Genomic DNA, 16,046 nt, shown 5'->3' with positions numbered 1-16,046 from the left:
AAAAGTAACGTTAACGCTCGCCAAAGGCTCGGCTTACATTGGTATAGATCGGTTTCCATAGATATTGGAATACGGTCTTCTCACCAGTGGTGATGTCGACTTCACCTGTCATACCCGGCAAGATCGCAAAGCGCTCCGGGTCATCTCTAAAGTAGGGTTTTTCCACAGAGACAGTGACTTCGTAGAAGATATTGCCTTTCTCATCCTTGGTGGTCGTAGGGGAGATGGACTCGACCACGCCCCGCAGTGCTCCAAATCGACTGTAATCAAAAGCATCGACTTTGACTCGAGCAGGTTGACCTTCATTTACAAAACCAATGTCACGTGGTGATAGCTTGGCTTTAAAGTCGGCTTTGCCACCAATGGGAACTATCTCTACCACCGTGCCTCCCGGTTGAATAACCGCCCCCGCTTTGGTGCTAGGAATGCTTTGAACTAGCCCTTGTACTGGGGACGTCAATACCGTATTTGACAGTTTCGCTTCTCCCGAACGAACTCTGGCTTCTAAAGCAGAAAGCTCAGATGCGGCTTTGGAGCGTTGATCAGCCACTTCTACTTTTGCCTCTGCTAAAAGCTGGGAGATTTTCTCATCATTGGAGTCGGCTTGTTTTAACAGCAGCGCTTTCTTACCGCGAGTCTCTTCTATTTGCTGTTCAATTGAGGCGACTTTTTGTTGCATCTCAAGCACACGTAAACGTGAGATGTTGCCGCTTTTTTGTCCTCTTTGGAGTATGGTCAATTCTTGTTGTGAGGCTTGAAGCTCGCGCTCATAGGCAGGCAGAGCGTTGTCAGTACTTCGTAGCTGTTCAGTGATTTGCTCGGCTTCTTTTTCCAAAACGATACGCTTTTGATAGTAGAGAGCGACTTGTGCACTTCGCTGTGCTTTTTGCTGAGCGACCAACTCTGGGAACTCTTGTTCATAGTCGGAGAAGTCCGGGTCTCTTTCATCAATCAGTGAGCTAAGGCGCTCAATAGTTAAGTTGAGAGACGCTTGTTGTGCTCTAAGCTCTTCTAGCGCCGTTGTTTGGAAAGTCGCATCAAACTCAACCAGTACTTGTCCTTGTTCGACGAGATCCCCTTCTGACACCGAGATTACTTTCAATTTTCCGCCAATATCACTTTGTATGATCTGTCTTTCACCTTCAGGGATAACAGTGCCTTGCGCCTTAGCAATTTCATCGACCTTGGTGAAGGCTGACCAGGAAATGAAGGCGAGCACAGACAGTGCAATTGCCGAAGTTATAACGGATAAGAGTCGACGAGTTTGCTTTGATTCTATCGCCTCAGCGTAATATTCCTTACTCATTAGCAACGATCTCCATAGGTTGTGACTCCTGCTGTGAATCTTGATTATCCAAAGCGCCGAAATAGGCCACGGCTCCTTGATTCAGCACCAGAACCTTATCGGCGAGCTTAATCAACTCGGCGTCTTGTGTGCTGAAGAGGATTGTCGAACGGCCGCGCTTCTCATTTAAAAAGTCGCTAAATAGCTCAACGGAGTTTGGCGCTGAGTCTTGAAGCGGGTTGTCGAGAAGATAAAGCGGATAATGGGTAGCCAGTGCTTTTGCGGTAATAAGCATTCGAGCTTCAAACCGTGATAGTAAGTCGTACATGCTGGCTGGCCATAGATCGGCTAAGTTGCTATCGAGCCCATTCTCTAATGAAGCCAACCACTCTTTCCCTCCGGCTCGTTCGATGGCGGAGATGATGTGATGATCTTCTATGCCTTGATTGTCAGAAAACCAGTCTCTGATGCTGGTGAGCAAAACCTGTGGATGAGCCGCTTTATAGAACAGCCAATGTCGATAAAGATGTGGAGCGTATTGGTTGAGGTTTATCCCGTTAATGTTCACCACACCATTTTGTACCGGCTGAAAACTGGCGATGGTGTCGATGAGGCTGGTCTTACCGCTATTTGATGGACCCGTGATGGCGACAATCTCTCCAGGTTCAATGACGGCAGATACCCCACTCAGCGCAGGTTTTGCCTGTTTTGCATAGCGTAACGTCACTTGGTCGAGCTCTATTTGTGGTGGCGACTGGTCAAGAGTGTGGTGATGGTAGCGGTAGCTTTCCTCTGTGTTCATGGCCAGCGTGCGATTAATTTGCAGCTCGGTTTGTTTGAGTTGCTGGAGACGTAAGGCGTTGTTGGCCAATGTTTGTGCTGGCCCGGTAATTCTTGAAATTAACATCATGGTCGCGATCAAGCCACCGGCGGACATGACGTTGGTAAAGATGAGCTCAATCCCCAGACCAATCACGGAGATGGTCGATAAAATGCCGATCGCATAATAAATAGAGGTGTATTTGGCTTGATGCAAAGACTGCTTAAAGCTGTTAGTTGAAGCGAGATGATTAGCTTTATCAAATTTGGAGAGCCATCCATCTATCATTTGGCTACTGCGCATAAACCCGAGTTGCCCTGATAGCTCAGCGATCAATGTTTGACGGTTAGCGCCAGCCACTGTGGATTGATTCGCTCTGACTGCAGAATGTTTGATTGAGCGCTTCGCCACCAGATAGTAAAAACACAAAGCGACGATTGGCACCATAACCAACCAGCCACCCAGTGCGGCAATCGCCACTAAGAACACCAGAACAAAGGGGATATCGAAAAGTGTGTTGCCGAGTGGCCCAGACAGCACGCCAGCAATTCGCTGTGAGAAATTCAGCTGATTGACTTGGGTTTGTTGTGCGGTGTTTTTAGTGACTTGATAGCTTTCGGTAAGCAGCTTTTTAACCAGCGCGTCTGATATCTCGCGACTGATGCGATTCGCTACTGTGGCTAAAGTTTGACTTCGTATCACTCGGAGCAGCCAAAGCAGAGCAAATAAAAGCGCGGCGCCAATAGCGATACCAGACAACTCATGAGGCGCATCGCCACCAATCACATGGTCGTAAATGGACATGGTGATGAAAGGGATGGCCAGCGCGAACAAATTAGCCACCAAGCTTGCGAGTGCGACTTTGGGGATGATGTGTCGAAATGCGTCGAGGCGGCTGCCGAGCCAGTTAGGATCCGGTTTATCTGGGGGAGTGTCTTCTAAAAGAACGATATAAGCGTTGCGGGCCGGGTCTTGCTTTATTGAATCATGTTGCTTGTAGGCCGTTAACCCAGAGTCGGAAACGTGCACAGACACTTTGTAATCGTATTGGGTTAATGCCATATCTTGGCTAATGATCCGATAGGGTACGTTAAGACGATCGAGCATGCTTAAGTAATCCTGCAGATCCGCTAGACCATTTTCTTCCACCCATTGATTCGCAAACACATCAATGTTGCTGTTCACGTCTAAAAGTCTAAGTGATTTAAGTGCGGCGGTTTCAAAGTTATTCATTTGATTCACCTCGCTCGCCTGCCATTCCCTCAGAAACACTGATGACGTCGCTCGTCAATTGCTTAAATAGTGGATTATGAGTAACCAAAGCAATGCTGCGTCCTGAGCTAGCTTCACTTTCCAGAACGGCAGCTAATTTAGGCCAAGTATCAATGTCGAGATCGATTTCTGGTTTGTCGATAAACAGCAGCGGAGTCGGCTTTGCCAATTGGAAACAAAGATTAATCAAACGCATACTACTGTGACTGAGTGGGATCGTTGGCAATTGTGCTAGTTTAGTTTCAAGTCCATCAGGGAGTTGAGTCAACACATCGTACAAGCCTAGCTGTTTACTGTACGACAGAGCTTTCTCTGAAAGCTCAGGGTTGAAGCCACATAAGTTGTCCAAAATGGAGCCTTGCAAAATAGAGCCTCGAGCACTGATATAAGAGGTTATCGATGCGATTGAATGTGGATCCACCGTTAAGTCGTCAATCAACACTTTCCCGTCAGCAATTGTATTGACCCCAGCCATCGCGGCCAGCGCTTGCCCAGAAACTTCGTTATTGCGGTGTTCAACAAGGGCGATGCGACCACAGACCAGCTCGTGGCTGAAGGAATAAGTTTTTCCGTAGCGGTCGAACTCGATATCGTGATAGGCAATTTGGCGGAAAGACTCAATGTTATCAGGTAGGCTTTCTTTTTGAGCCGAGAGAGTGAGTAGCTCTCTAACGCTCTGAACCGATGTTTGCATATTCGCGTAGCGAATATTGAGATTGGTTAATGCGGTGAGCGGGGCAACAGCTCTCCCTGCCAGTATTGAACAGGCTGCTAAGCCACCGGTCGTCATTTCTCCAGACAAAACATGTGATGCACCAGCGATCACTAGAACTACTGACGTACCAAGTGATGCGAGGTAAATACATTCTTGAGCAAACGCATTCTTTCTTTCGTCGTCTGCGGTAATAAGACGGTATCTTTGATTCAGCTTTTTGAATGTAGAGAAGGTTCGGTATTCGCTTGCCTGACGTTTAATGCCGAGTAAGTTACGAGAGAGTTTGACTAAGAATCCCGCTCTTAAGTCGTCGAGCTCTGCGTGCTTTTGGCTGCGACGTTTTGCACGGTTACCAGACTGCCACACAATTAAAAACGTCACTGTCCACACGATAAAAGGCACCAGAACCAGCGCTCCGCCGACATAGTAAATTAAGAACAGGAACAGCAATGCAAAAGGAATATCTATGAGCCCCGATAACAACCCGCCGGAGTAGATATCTTTGATCTTTGAAATCGATTCAAGACCATTTTGTACGCCGCCAACTTTTAACTGTTTGATCTCAGCCGTAGGTGCACTGGCGAGCACGCGAACCGCTGAGGCATAACGCGCTTTTTCCATGTTGGCGGACTCCGCGGCCAAGATCCAACTTCGAATATAACGTAGCAAAGCATCAAGTAATACCGCCAATGTTGCCCCCAATAGAAGCAGCGTTGCCGTTCCATAGCTTTGATTGGGAATGATACGGTCATAGATTTGCAGAACCGTTAAGGGCACGGCAAGGGAAAGAATGTTGATCAATATTGATGGTATTAGAACCTTTCTAATTCCCGATACGCCAGCCGAAAGTGTCGTCTCCATACGCAACCCACTTATGATCCATATGAATTAAGATTCGGACAGAAATTGCCAACTTTCAAATAGTAACCGAGGAAAAGGTGGGTTTTACTGAAAAGCATTGTAGATATGAGTTTCGGAGGGAACAAAAACGGCGATTAAAGCCTCATTGTTAGCATTCTCATTATCGATATCACCGAACTGATATAGGGAGTGACTTGGAGATACTAGATATTGAACATCGACTCAACGAGTATCTTAGCGTCTACGTGAAAGAGTTCGAATTGGCAATAGCTATCTTGTTCTTGAAGCCAATAATCCAGGGTGCGCCGCATTCTTGGATTTCTGCAACGCGAGTGTCATCACAGGGTTTTGAGCAATTGATATGCTAGGTAGTTACACTCCCCGCAATCAACGCTCGTTCACGTATAAAGTAAAAAGGATTTGTCGTGAGTAAACCTAAATTACATTTTGATGTGCTTAACAGCGCAGATGGCTCGCTCAAGCTCAATATCGTCCTGGAAAATAGCACTGACACGGAACTTAAAGATTTTGTGTTGTGCTTTGATATGCCTCGTTTTATCGATAAACAAACCGTGGTCAATGGACATGTTGCCTCGCAAGTTGGGTCGCACATTGAGATGGCACCTCCGGCAAATACTGCGATAGGAAAAGGTGAGCGTTGGCAGACCACAGTTGAAAGTCAAACTTGTGGTTTGTTCAATCTTTCTGAGCGTCCAAATCATCCCTATTTACGACTTGGAGAAACGATCGTCGATGTTGAAATGGGGACACATAAGATGAATCAACCCGAAGACTTAGATCTTCGAGCGTTGACGCTTCCCGCGGCAAGCTCTGGCGTTATTCCTCAGCCGCAGTCTATTGAGTCTACTCAAGGTGAATTTCGACTAGCTAATCAAGTGACTTTCAACGCTGAGGGGACAGAAACCAGTAACGCAATCGACTGGCTTTCAAATCAGTTTCCTGAGGTCACCTTTAACAAGGCGAAAGGTGATGTAACCTTGTCGCTGGTTAAGGTAAGTGCTGAGCACATCAAACCTGAAGGTTATGAGCTGAACATTGGCCGTGAGTTTATAGAGATCAAAGCGGCGACATCGGCAGGGTTCTTTTATGGTGTGGTAACGTTGGCGCAACTGTTGGTTACAGGTCAAGGTGTGGTCGGCTCGGCCACCATTATCGACGCGCCTCAATACCATTACCGTGGGCAGTTTTTAGATTGCGCACGCTCTTTTCATGACATCGATACTGTGAAATCAGTCATTGACCAAATGGCATGGCTTAAGCTCAATACGTTCCATTGGCATCTCACCGACGACGAAGCATGGCGCATAGAAATAGACGCTTTCCCTGAACTCACCGATCTTGGCGCATGGCGAGGTGAGGGGGAGCTACAGCCTTCTCAATTTGGGTCAGGACCTAAGCGATACGGCGGCTTTTTTACCAAGCAGCAAATCAAAGAGGTGGTTGAGTATGCCAAAGCGCGAGAGATCGCTGTGATCCCAGAAATTGACATTCCGGGTCATGCTCGCGCGCTCATTATGGCGTTACCGCATTTGCTGCGCGAAGCTGACGACAAGTCTGAGTATGTTTCCATTCAGCAATACCAAGATAATGTGCTTAATCCAGGACTGCCCGGCACCTATCAAGTGCTGGAAACCATATTGGATGAAGTGTGCGAGCTGTTCCCATCCAAAGTGATTCACTTGGGTGGCGATGAAGTGCCGAAACACGTATGGGAGAAATCGCCGGCGTGTATTGCTAAGGCGAACGCAATGGGACTCGACGATGTACGCTTACTAGAGGGGCATTTGATTTCCCACTTGGAGCAATATCTAGCCCAGAAAGGTCGTAAGATTGCCGTGTGGGAAGAGGCCAGTCATGGCAATAAGATCACCAGTAACGCAACAGTCTGTGCATGGTCAAACGGAGCGGAAGGGCAAAAAGCCGCTCAGGCGGGATATCCGGTCATTATGTGTCCTGCTCAGGCTACTTATCTCGATATGGCATGGAACAAAGACATCAATGAAACTGGAGTGTTGTGGGCTGGATCCATTGATCTTAGAACGGCCTACGATTTTGACCCTGGCAGTATTGAAAACAGTGAACAAGTGATAGGTACCCAAGCATTAGTGTGGACCGAGTTTGTTAAAGACAAAGCCACATTGGAGTACTTGTTGTATCCAAGGCTGTTCGCGGTCGCGGAGGTGGCATGGACAGCCAGCGAGAATAAGTCTTGGCAAAGCTTTTTACCAAGAGTCGCCGCTCAGTTGGAATATCTTGATAAACGCAACATTAATTACAAGCGCATGTCATCTTGACATTGATGTAGAGACCAAATAAAAACCGCCCTCGAAAGGGCGGTTTTTATTTGAATCAAAGTTTGGACTATCGATCTAGACCTTGGCATTTTTCACACACATGCTCTACTTGAGCTTCGTCCCTGTGTTGCTTAATGTCTAATTCGAACGCCTCGTGCGTTGTCACTGAGTTACAACGTGGGCAGTAATCGTTAACCAAATAAAATTGTAAATCGTCCATAGTGCCTCCTTGCATGAACTTACCATCTAAGTCTAATGTCATCCGGCTGCAGTTCTCAAGGTGGTGTTAACAAACTCTTTACATATGTCACATTTTAACGTTTTTTACCAGCTTTGCCCTGAACCACTTTAAACCTTGGGTTCGATTTGCAAATGACGTAAATGCGGCCACGACGCTTAACGATTTGGCAGTCTGAGTGACGTTTCTTTGCACTTTTTAGTGAACTGAGTACTTTCATGGTTAGCTCTCTGATTTCGTCTTGAGGTTACCGAAGCGGCGGTTAAAGTTGGCAACACGGCCTTCTTTGTGTAGCACACGCTGTTTACCGGTGTAGAACGGATGTGACTCTGAACAGACTTCAATGGTCATATAAGGGTAGGTTTTGCCGTCTTTCCATTCGATGGTGCGATCAGTTTCTAGTGTAGAGCCTACAACGAAATACTTGTCGACACTGGTGTCGTGGAAGACGACCTTACGGTAGTTAGGATGGATATTTGGTTTCATGGTTGCCTATTTGTTATGTTATAACGTTTGCAAATGATAATTGTTATCGAATGAGAGATCCAGACATTTGTAATCACCACTGATAAACCACATTCATATTAGGGCTGTAATTCAAATGATAATCAATATCATTTATTCCATCTTAATTTTGATGGAGAGGATGCAGTGGATACAGCGAAGTGGGAGCAACATACCTTGTTGGCTGATGAGGCAAATCAACAAGGTAAACTAATGATGGCCGTGACGCATTATCAAGCGGCGCTTTCTGAATCTAAACAAATGGATGTGACGATCAGTGATTCGGATGAGTTCGAAGACCTGCTGGCGATAAAAGTGATGTCTTGTCACAATCTTGCGGACTTCTGGCGCGCTCAAGGTGACAGCGACTACGAGCTCAAGTATCTACAGTTGGCGTCTGAAGAGATCATGATGTTGATCCCTCAATGTCATCAAGTCAATTGTGACCGATTTATCTCCTCACTTGGCTGCTGCAAATCGGCCTTGGTAAGCTTCTTAAAACGACACCCTAATCCGCAAGTCGCAAAACATGTCGAAAGCATGCAGGCGATCAGTGATTGCGAGATCATTGCTCGGTTTAAGCTTCAGTAAAGCTCTACTTAACAGCAGCAAAGGCTGCCAAACGACAGCCTATAAATGTCTTGGTAGCGAAGTTAGTGGCTTACCGAAGACGAATAGACATTTATGATCATCGTGCCCACTAGGATAAAGCCAATCCCCACTATCGCGTAGAGATCAAGTTTTTGCCCGTAAACCAACCAAGAAAGGCCAGCGACCAAGACAATACCTGCGCCACACCAGATGGCGTAGGCGACACCAAGCGACAAGGTTTGCACTGCGACCGCGAGTAAGTAAAACGCCAAGCCGTAACTAATCAACACGGCGAGCGTAGGAACAAGCGCGGTAAATTGCTCAGTTTTAGGAAGCCAAGATGTAGCGAAAACTTCGAGGCCGATGGCTATTGAGAGTGAAAGGTAAGGATGAATCGAAAGCATGTAAGTGCTCTAGTTGAAAATCGATGCGGCACGTTATCACATCAATATTTCAATTGGGTGTCTTAATTGAAAGCGACAGAGTTAGAAAAGGTTACTGCTCATTGAATGGGGCATGAACACTCTTAAACTATTGGAAAATCGAATGCGTTTGCGGTTTTTCCTTGCACCTGATGTCGAAAAAAATCCTCGCCTCTTTTCAAGGCATTATCGTGATTAAAATTGCGCTACTCGGTGTCACTGCTGCGCTTGTTCCGCCTCTACTAGCTTGGTTATATGGGCTGTACATTCGTAACATGAACCCAGCTATTCTTGCTGGCGCTTGCGCGGGTGGTCGAAATAGCACACCAGCGATGAAAGGGGCGCAAGATGCTACCCAAAGTGACATGCCCGCGATTGGTTATCCAGTTCCCTATGCATTGACATCAGTTCTTGTGTTGATCCTTGGCTATATCGCAATGGTGATCAGTTAAGAGGGGAGGTGTGTACATTAATTGTTCGACTTGTCATAAAGAGAGCGGTAAGGTTGTGGGAGGTATGTGCTACATGGCATAGCACAACCCAACACATTAAAAACAGGGAGGACTAAAATGGAATGGAGTTTATGGTTAGCGTACGTTGGGGTCATTACGGTTTTGATCTCATCTCCCGGTCCCTCAGCAATGCTGTGCATTGCCCACGGTGTTAAGTACGGGAAATCGAGTGCGCTGGCGACGGTGTTTGGTGGAACGTTTGCTTCGCTGACACTGATGGTCCTCTCTGCTGTCGGTTTGGGGGCCATTTTGGCAGCATCATCGGAAGTGTTTTTATTACTCAAAATCTTTGGGGCGCTGTATTTAGTCTATCTCGGATACCAGACTTGGAGAGACACAGGTACTGAATCTGCATTTAGCACTGATACTAAACAAGAGAAAGTCGCATTTACTCAGCGTGGCATTCTCAAGAAAGCCTATATGGTAGGTATCAGCAATCCTAAAGACTTGCTGTTCTTCACTGCATTGTTTCCTAACTTCATTAACGTGAATGCGCCGCAGCTTAGTCAGTTTGCAGTGCTTGCGTTAACCTGGATTGTGATCGATACCTTGGTCATGCTGGTGTATGCAAGACTTGGCGCTAAGGTTAACCCTTGGCTATCTAGTAAAAAGAACATCAAGCGCTTTAACAAGGTGATGGGGGGCTTCTTTATGTCAGCGGGTGGTGCACTATTTGCGTCGAGTACAAAATAATGAAATCAAGCCTGCATCACGACTGTATGCAGGCTTCTAGCTTCATCGTCTCATTTTGTTCAATCAGTAACTGGCTCTAGCAACTCTTCGATACATCCTCGGCTAATATCTTCATCGATGTAAGCCATGCCAAGAATATTTAAGAAATCCATGCGATCGGCATTGCGAAGGTCAATCTCAGGCACCCCGAGATTATTATCTTGATAGAGCTTGGCGATATACGCCATAAAGGCTTCTCCATCGCGCATCATCAATAGACTCATCGCACCCACGTCAGGTTTCACCCGACTTTGCTGATCTTCGTTAAGGTTAACCTGTAAGACGACAGGTTCTTCGCCGCCTTCAAACCGAATACCACGTTCACGAACCGTTTGCTTCGCCCAGTAGTAAGCGAGTTCTTTGCTTTGGGTAAGAAATACAGGTTCGGTAACATCTTGATAATGGTTGCCTATGGTCGCCATGGTGGCTTTCGCGACGTCATTGAGTGCTTGGTCGCCCGAGCGTTTTAAGCCTTGTGCTTGGATAGAGGCGACGAGTGCTGAAGAGGTGCCGTGGTACCAGGTGTTGCTGGTGGTGAAACCGGTTTTTGTTAGTAGGGTTTGGGTGTCTTTTAGGTGTTTTGGGGTCATGGGCGGCCTCTTTGTTTTTAGAGCTGGGTGGTGAGAGTTTAGAGCTGAAGGCTGAGAGTTAAGAGAAGAGCGAAGAGCACCCCCTCTAGCTCCCCCCTGAATAAGGAGGAGGCTAGGAGGGGTAAAAGCGCTCTAGTCAAACTGATTAGAAGTATTCAACTCACCCGCCGCTTTCAGCGCGTTTTCACCCGCAAAGTATTCTTTGTGGTCATCACCGATATCTGAACCAGACATGTTTTGGTGTTTAACACATGCGATACCTTGACGGATTTCTTGACGCTGAACGTTCTTAACGTAGCCAAGCATGCCTTCATCACCGAAGTACTCTTTCGCTAGGTTATCTGTTGATAGCGCAGCAGTGTGGTACGTTGGCAGTGTGATGAGGTGGTGGAAGATACCTGCTTCACGAGACGCGTCTGCTTGGAACGTGCGGATTTTGTCGTCAGCGCGTTTCGATAGCTCAGTTTCGTCATATTCTGCACTCATTAGGTTCGCACGATCGTATGCCGATACATCTTCACCAGCTTCAACCATTGCGTCATACGCTTGTTGACGGAAGTTTAGCGTCCAGTTGAATGAAGGCGAGTTGTTGTAAACCAGCTTCGCGTTCGGGTGTACTGCACGTACGCCGTCCATCATCTCTTTGATTTGACCGATGTGTGGCTTCTCAGTTTCAATCCAAAGTAGGTCAGCACCAGCGTTGATAGCTTCGATACAGTCAAACACACAGCGGTCTTCACCCGTACCCGTACGGAACTGATATAGGCCAGAAGGTAGACGCTTAGGACGAACTAGCTTGCCATCACGGTTGAAGCAAACGTCGCCTTGTTTCATGTCTGCAACATCGATCTCTTCAACGTCTAGGTAAGAGTTGTAGATATCGCCTTGGTCACCTGGCTCTTTCACTACCGCAATTTCTTTGGTTAGGCCCGCACCTTGTGAGTCAGTACGTGCAACGATGATGCCGTTGTCGATGCCAAGCTCTAGGAATGCATAACGTAGTGCACGCAGTTTCGCGTGGAAGTCAGCGTGAGGAACCGTAACTTTACCGTCTTGGTGACCACACTGTTTCTCATCGGCTACTTGGTTTTCAATCTGTAGACAACAAGCACCCGCTTCAATCATTTTCTTAGCCAGTAGGTAAGTGGCTTCCGCGTTACCAAAACCAGCATCGATATCGGCAACGATTGGCACAACGTGAGTTTGGTGGTTGTCGATTTTGTCTTGAATTTGGTCTTGCAGCGCTACATCGCCTGCTTCACGTGCTGCGTCTAGTTCACGGAATAGGCCGCCTAGCTCACGTGCATCTGCTTGACGAAGGAAAGTGTATAGCTCTTCGATAAGTGCAGGAACAGACGTCTTTTCATGCATTGATTGGTCTGGAAGTGGACCAAAGTCAGAGCGAAGTGCAGCCACCATCCAACCTGATAGGTATAGGTAGCGTTTATCTGTCTTGCCGCCAAAGTGCTTCTTAATAGAAATCATTTTTTGTTGGCCAATGAAACCGTGCCAGCAACCCAAAGACTGAGTGTACTGAGACTTATCTGCGTCGTACGCTTCCATGTCTGCACGCATAATATCCGCCGTGTATTGCGCGATATCTAGGCCTGTTTTGAATTTGTTTTGAGCACGCATGCGAGCTGCTGATTCAGCGTCGATAGCATCCCATGGCGTACCTGCAGCGCGTTTAGCAACTTCGATCATTTCGATATCTTGATTAATTTGCGACATAACTATTCCTTAGTTTCACGTTGGATATAGGGTGGCCAGTGGCCTGTTGTATTAACTTGTTGTTATGGACAAATCCTAGCCGCTCGTGTGATAATTTTGTTAATTTATAGTTGTTATACTCGGTATTTTTTAAATGAATATAGCTCGGATTGACCTTAATTTACTTGTGTATTTAGACATGCTGCTGCGTGAAAGGAACGTGACTCGGGCGGCGAACCAACTTGGGATAACTCAGCCGGCGATGAGTAACGGACTGCGTCGACTACGGGATTTGTTTGAGGATCCTCTGTTGGTAAGAACCAGTGAAGGAATGATTCCGACAGAGCGTGCGCAGAAGTTGCAGCCACAGATCCGCAATATCCTCGCGAATGTAGAAAAGACTGTTCAACCAACGACTGAGTTCAATGCAGAAGACAGTGAGCGGGTATTCAGGATCATGGCCAGTGACTATGCGGAATCGACGATCATTCAACCATTGCTGGAAAAGCTAAGTGAGATCGCACCAAAGATTCGCCTGGATATCATGACCCCCAGTGATGTGAGCTATCAAGATGTAGAGCAAGGGTCAGTGGATATAGTGATCAACCGCTTTGATGATATTCCACAATCCTTCCATCAAATGAGTCTCTGGCACGACGGCTTCTCGTGTTTGTTTAGTCGTGAGAACCCCATTGCCGACAACTTTGACCTATTTTCTTACCTTAAGGCGCAACATATATGGGTAAGTAAAACGGGAATGGGAACGGGGCACGGTGTAAACCCAAGTCAAGCGCAGAAACTGGGCTGGATCGATGAAGCCTTGATGAAGATAGGTAAAACACGAAACATTACTGTGTTCACCCGACATTACTTGTCAGCCATTTTGTTTGCTCAACAGAAAAATTTGATTTTGACCATTCCGAGTAAAGCCGCTCAATCGCAAAGAAACAATCCTAAGTTACTGATCAAACCGGCCCCCTTTGCCATTGAGCCATTTGAAGTCAAGATGGCATGGAGCCCACTTTTGCAAAGTAACCCGGATCATCAGTGGATGCGCCGCCTAATTAAAAGTGTCGCCAACGAGCTTGAAAGTGGCGTCACGGAGTAGCATAAAACCTACCTAGAGAGTGGTATTTTTTGTGTGAATGTTAGGTATAAGTGGCATAAATTAGCCAAATTCTCATCCAGTACGTAGATTTTTAAGCAGAGGTCATCGACTAATTCGAGAGAGATTTTATGAGCAATCGCATTCAACAGGGAAGCTTGAACATTGATAGCACCCTCTATAATTTGGTTAATGAACAAATCATTCCCGGCACAGGCATCGAAGCCGAGGCATTCTGGCAATCGTTTGAGTCTATCTTAACTGATCTTGCTCCTAAGAACCGAGCACTGCTCGTCAAGCGTGACGACTTACAACATCAAATTGATGTTTGGCATCAAGAGCGTGCGGGTCAAGCAATTGATCCTACTGAATACAAAACTTTCCTTCAGCAGATTGGCTATTTGGTACCAGAAGTGGATGATTTTGAGATCACCACAGAAAATGTCGAGCCTGAAATAGCCACTCAAGCAGGACCACAGCTGGTGGTACCTATTATGAACGCACGCTTCGCGCTGAATGCTGCCAACGCACGCTGGGGCAGTTTATATGATGCGTTGTACGGCACCGATGTGATCAGTGAAGAAAACGGTGCAGAGCGCGGCGGCAGTTTTAACCCAGTGCGCGGTGAAAAAGTGGTAGCGTATGCCCGTGAATTTCTTGATTCAGCAGCACCGCTAAACGGTGTGTCACACCGAGAGGTCGCGCAGTACAGTATTAGTAATGTCAGTGTTGGCAATACCCTCACAGCGACTCTGACCAACGGTGAAGAAGTAACCCTGATGGATAGCAAGCAGTTTATTGGCTACCAAGGGGAGGCTAGCTCGCCATCTTGTATTCTTCTTAAACACAACAATCTGCACATTGAAATCCAAATTGACCCGAATACGCCGATCGGCCGTGTAGATGCTGCTGGCATCAAAGATGTGGTTGTTGAAGCTGCGCTTACCACTATCATGGATTGTGAAGACTCGGTTGCAGCGGTAGACGGTGACGATAAAGCGCTCGCTTATCGTAATTGGTTAGGTCTGATGAAAGGCGATCTGCAAGAGAGCCTGGAAAAGAATGGCAAAACGATGGTCAGAAGCTTAAATCCAGATCGTCAATACACCAGCGTGAGCGGCGGAGAGATCCATCTTAAAGGCCGCAGTATGCTGTTTATTCGCAATGTTGGGCACTTAATGACAAACCCAGCAATCCTTGATGGAGCAGGCCTTGAAGTGCCTGAAGGTATCATGGACGCCATGATCACCTCGCTGATAGCTATCCATGATCTTAAAGGTAATAGCCAGTACCAAAACTCAACATCCGGCAGCATAAACATCGTTAAACCTAAGATGCACGGCCCTGAAGAAGTGGCGTTTACCAACGAACTATTTACTCGTGTTGAAGACGCGCTTGGTTTAGAGCGTAACACCATCAAAGTTGGCATTATGGATGAGGAGCGCCGCACATCGGTTAACCTTAAAGCGTGTATTCACGCGGCGAAAGAGCGTGTCGTGTTCATCAATACCGGTTTCTTAGATAGAACGGGTGATGAAATTCATACCAGTATGGAAGCGGGCGCATTTGCTCCTAAAGCGCAGTTGAAAACCATGACCTGGATTGGTGCTTATGAAGATCAAAACGTGGATCTCGGACTGGCGTGCGGCCTGCAAGGTAAGGCGCAAATCGGTAAAGGTATGTGGCCGGAGCCGGATAACATGGCAAAAATGATGGATGCCAAGATTGGTCACCCACAGTCAGGCGCTAACACCGCATGGGTACCGTCACCGACCGCAGCAACTTTACATGCGCTTCACTATCACCAAGTGAGTGTACCAAGCCGTCAAAAAGAGCTTCGTGAGCGCGTGATGGCGAGTGTGGATGATATCTTGACGATTCCACTGTTAGGCTCACAAAAGCTGACAGCACAACAAATTCAAAGTGAGTTAGACAATAACGCACAAGGCATTCTCGGCTACGTAGTACGATGGATAGACCAAGGTGTCGGCTGTTCCAAAGTGCCAGACATCAATGATGTCGGCTTGATGGAAGATCGCGCTACGCTGCGTATTTCCAGCCAACACATTGCCAACTGGCTGCGCCACGGTATTTGCACGGAATCTCAAGTGATGAATACCATGCAGCGTATGGCAAAAATCGTTGACCAACAAAATGCCGATGACCCAAATTACAACAATATGGCCCCCAACTTTGACAGCAGCATTGCGTTCTCTGCGGCGTGTCAATTGGTGTTCGAAGGCTGCGCACAGCCCAATGGCTATACCGAGCCCGTATTGCATGCAATGCGACTCAAATTAAAATCACAACAACGATAAAACACTGTAATTACCAAGCCCAAGGTAACACCGCGCTTTCGAGCGCGGTTTTTTTT

14 protein-coding genes and 1 pseudogene are annotated in these 16,046 nt (G+C 46.9%); 6 read left to right on the top strand and 9 right to left on the bottom strand.

The features are described from left to right. Positions 1-10 precede the first annotated feature (10 nt). Genes AAA946_RS22010 through AAA946_RS22000 form a run of 3 tightly spaced genes read right to left on the bottom strand, consistent with a single transcriptional unit; the run spans position 11 to position 4,953 of the window. Positions 11-1,306: an HlyD family type I secretion periplasmic adaptor subunit gene (locus tag AAA946_RS22010; protein ID WP_338166884.1), complete on the bottom strand. Its 1,296-nt coding sequence runs from the start codon at positions 1,304-1,306 to the stop codon at positions 11-13. Then, complete coding sequence (locus AAA946_RS22005) at positions 1,299-3,338, bottom strand: ABC transporter transmembrane domain-containing protein (protein WP_338166883.1); 2,040 nt, start codon at positions 3,336-3,338, stop codon at positions 1,299-1,301. The genes AAA946_RS22010 and AAA946_RS22005 overlap by 8 nt, the downstream gene beginning before the upstream one ends. Continuing rightward, the gene (locus AAA946_RS22000) at positions 3,331-4,953 is read right to left on the bottom strand and encodes an ABC transporter transmembrane domain-containing protein (RefSeq protein WP_338166882.1); all 1,623 of its coding nucleotides are present in this window, start codon (positions 4,951-4,953) and stop codon (positions 3,331-3,333) included. The genes AAA946_RS22005 and AAA946_RS22000 overlap by 8 nt, the downstream gene beginning before the upstream one ends. Positions 4,954-5,378: 425 nt before the next feature. Here AAA946_RS22000 and AAA946_RS21995 point away from each other — a divergent pair, with 425 nt between their 5' ends. After that, a complete protein-coding gene (locus AAA946_RS21995) occupies positions 5,379-7,268 on the top strand; it encodes a beta-N-acetylhexosaminidase (protein ID WP_338166881.1) in 1,890 nt (629 codons plus the stop codon). Positions 7,269-7,335: 67 nt separating this feature from the next. Here the strand turns inward: AAA946_RS21995 and AAA946_RS21990 are convergent, their stop codons facing one another. The 3 genes from AAA946_RS21990 to AAA946_RS21980 form a co-directional block, all read right to left on the bottom strand. Continuing rightward, complete coding sequence (locus tag AAA946_RS21990; RefSeq protein ID WP_338166880.1) at positions 7,336-7,488, bottom strand: hypothetical protein; 153 nt, start codon at positions 7,486-7,488, stop codon at positions 7,336-7,338. A 94-nt stretch (positions 7,489-7,582) separates the two neighbouring features. Continuing rightward, positions 7,583-7,726 (bottom strand): type B 50S ribosomal protein L36, encoded by a 144-nt coding sequence (ykgO, locus tag AAA946_RS21985; RefSeq protein WP_338166879.1) that lies wholly within the window; start codon positions 7,724-7,726, stop codon positions 7,583-7,585. A 2-nt stretch (positions 7,727-7,728) separates the two neighbouring features. After that, the gene (locus tag AAA946_RS21980; protein WP_338166878.1) at positions 7,729-7,992 is read right to left on the bottom strand and encodes a type B 50S ribosomal protein L31; all 264 of its coding nucleotides are present in this window, start codon (positions 7,990-7,992) and stop codon (positions 7,729-7,731) included. A gap of 165 nt (positions 7,993-8,157) precedes the next feature. Here AAA946_RS21980 and AAA946_RS21975 point away from each other — a divergent pair, with 165 nt between their 5' ends. Further along, entirely contained in the window at positions 8,158-8,601 is a 444-nt protein-coding gene (locus AAA946_RS21975) for a DUF2753 family protein (RefSeq protein WP_338166877.1), read from the top strand. A gap of 62 nt (positions 8,602-8,663) precedes the next feature. On the opposite strand, the gene AAA946_RS21970 is transcribed toward AAA946_RS21975, so the two are convergent. Beyond that, on the bottom strand, positions 8,664-9,005 hold the full coding sequence (locus AAA946_RS21970; RefSeq protein WP_338166876.1) for a DMT family transporter: 342 nt from the start codon (positions 9,003-9,005) through the stop codon (positions 8,664-8,666). A 179-nt stretch (positions 9,006-9,184) separates the two neighbouring features. Here AAA946_RS21970 and AAA946_RS21965 point away from each other — a divergent pair. Further along, positions 9,185-9,475, top strand: a pseudogene (locus tag AAA946_RS21965) (transporter); the annotation flags it as partial. Positions 9,476-9,592: 117 nt separating this feature from the next. Beyond that, positions 9,593-10,228, top strand: a complete 636-nt coding sequence (locus tag AAA946_RS21960; RefSeq protein WP_338166875.1) for a LysE family translocator — start codon at positions 9,593-9,595, stop codon at positions 10,226-10,228. A 59-nt stretch (positions 10,229-10,287) separates the two neighbouring features. Here the strand turns inward: AAA946_RS21960 and AAA946_RS21955 are convergent, their stop codons facing one another. After that, positions 10,288-10,857 (bottom strand): hypothetical protein, encoded by a 570-nt coding sequence (locus AAA946_RS21955; RefSeq protein ID WP_338166874.1) that lies wholly within the window; start codon positions 10,855-10,857, stop codon positions 10,288-10,290. A gap of 132 nt (positions 10,858-10,989) precedes the next feature. After that, the gene (locus AAA946_RS21950) at positions 10,990-12,588 is read right to left on the bottom strand and encodes an isocitrate lyase (RefSeq protein ID WP_338166873.1); all 1,599 of its coding nucleotides are present in this window, start codon (positions 12,586-12,588) and stop codon (positions 10,990-10,992) included. Between the two features lie 133 nt (positions 12,589-12,721). Here AAA946_RS21950 and AAA946_RS21945 point away from each other — a divergent pair, with 133 nt between their 5' ends. Next, on the top strand, positions 12,722-13,675 hold the full coding sequence (locus AAA946_RS21945; RefSeq protein ID WP_338166872.1) for a LysR family transcriptional regulator: 954 nt from the start codon (positions 12,722-12,724) through the stop codon (positions 13,673-13,675). A 128-nt stretch (positions 13,676-13,803) separates the two neighbouring features. Continuing rightward, positions 13,804-15,990, top strand: coding sequence for a malate synthase G (locus AAA946_RS21940; RefSeq protein WP_338166871.1), 2,187 nt, complete (start codon positions 13,804-13,806; stop codon positions 15,988-15,990). Positions 15,991-16,046 lie beyond the last annotated feature (56 nt).

It is taken from the genome of Vibrio sp. 10N (assembly GCF_036245475.1).
Lineage (GTDB): Bacteria > Pseudomonadota > Gammaproteobacteria > Enterobacterales > Vibrionaceae > Vibrio.
Note: the sequence above shows the minus strand (reverse complement) of the source record. Positions and strands in the feature narration are given on the sequence as shown.

Coding starts and splice junctions, on each gene's coding strand:
- AAA946_RS21970 (WP_338166876.1), bottom strand. CDS start 9,005: ATGCTTTCGATTCATCCTTACCTTTCACTCTCAATAGCCATCGGCCTC.
- AAA946_RS22000 (WP_338166882.1), bottom strand. CDS start 4,953: ATGGAGACGACACTTTCGGCTGGCGTATCGGGAATTAGAAAGGTTCTA.
- AAA946_RS21940 (WP_338166871.1), top strand. CDS start 13,804: ATGAGCAATCGCATTCAACAGGGAAGCTTGAACATTGATAGCACCCTC.
- AAA946_RS21950 (WP_338166873.1), bottom strand. CDS start 12,588: ATGTCGCAAATTAATCAAGATATCGAAATGATCGAAGTTGCTAAACGC.
- AAA946_RS21980 (WP_338166878.1), bottom strand. CDS start 7,992: ATGAAACCAAATATCCATCCTAACTACCGTAAGGTCGTCTTCCACGAC.
- AAA946_RS21960 (WP_338166875.1), top strand. CDS start 9,593: ATGGAATGGAGTTTATGGTTAGCGTACGTTGGGGTCATTACGGTTTTG.
- AAA946_RS22010 (WP_338166884.1), bottom strand. CDS start 1,306: ATGAGTAAGGAATATTACGCTGAGGCGATAGAATCAAAGCAAACTCGT.
- AAA946_RS21955 (WP_338166874.1), bottom strand. CDS start 10,857: ATGACCCCAAAACACCTAAAAGACACCCAAACCCTACTAACAAAAACC.
- AAA946_RS21945 (WP_338166872.1), top strand. CDS start 12,722: ATGAATATAGCTCGGATTGACCTTAATTTACTTGTGTATTTAGACATG.
- ykgO (WP_338166879.1), bottom strand. CDS start 7,726: ATGAAAGTACTCAGTTCACTAAAAAGTGCAAAGAAACGTCACTCAGAC.
- AAA946_RS22005 (WP_338166883.1), bottom strand. CDS start 3,338: ATGAATAACTTTGAAACCGCCGCACTTAAATCACTTAGACTTTTAGAC.
- AAA946_RS21990 (WP_338166880.1), bottom strand. CDS start 7,488: ATGGACGATTTACAATTTTATTTGGTTAACGATTACTGCCCACGTTGT.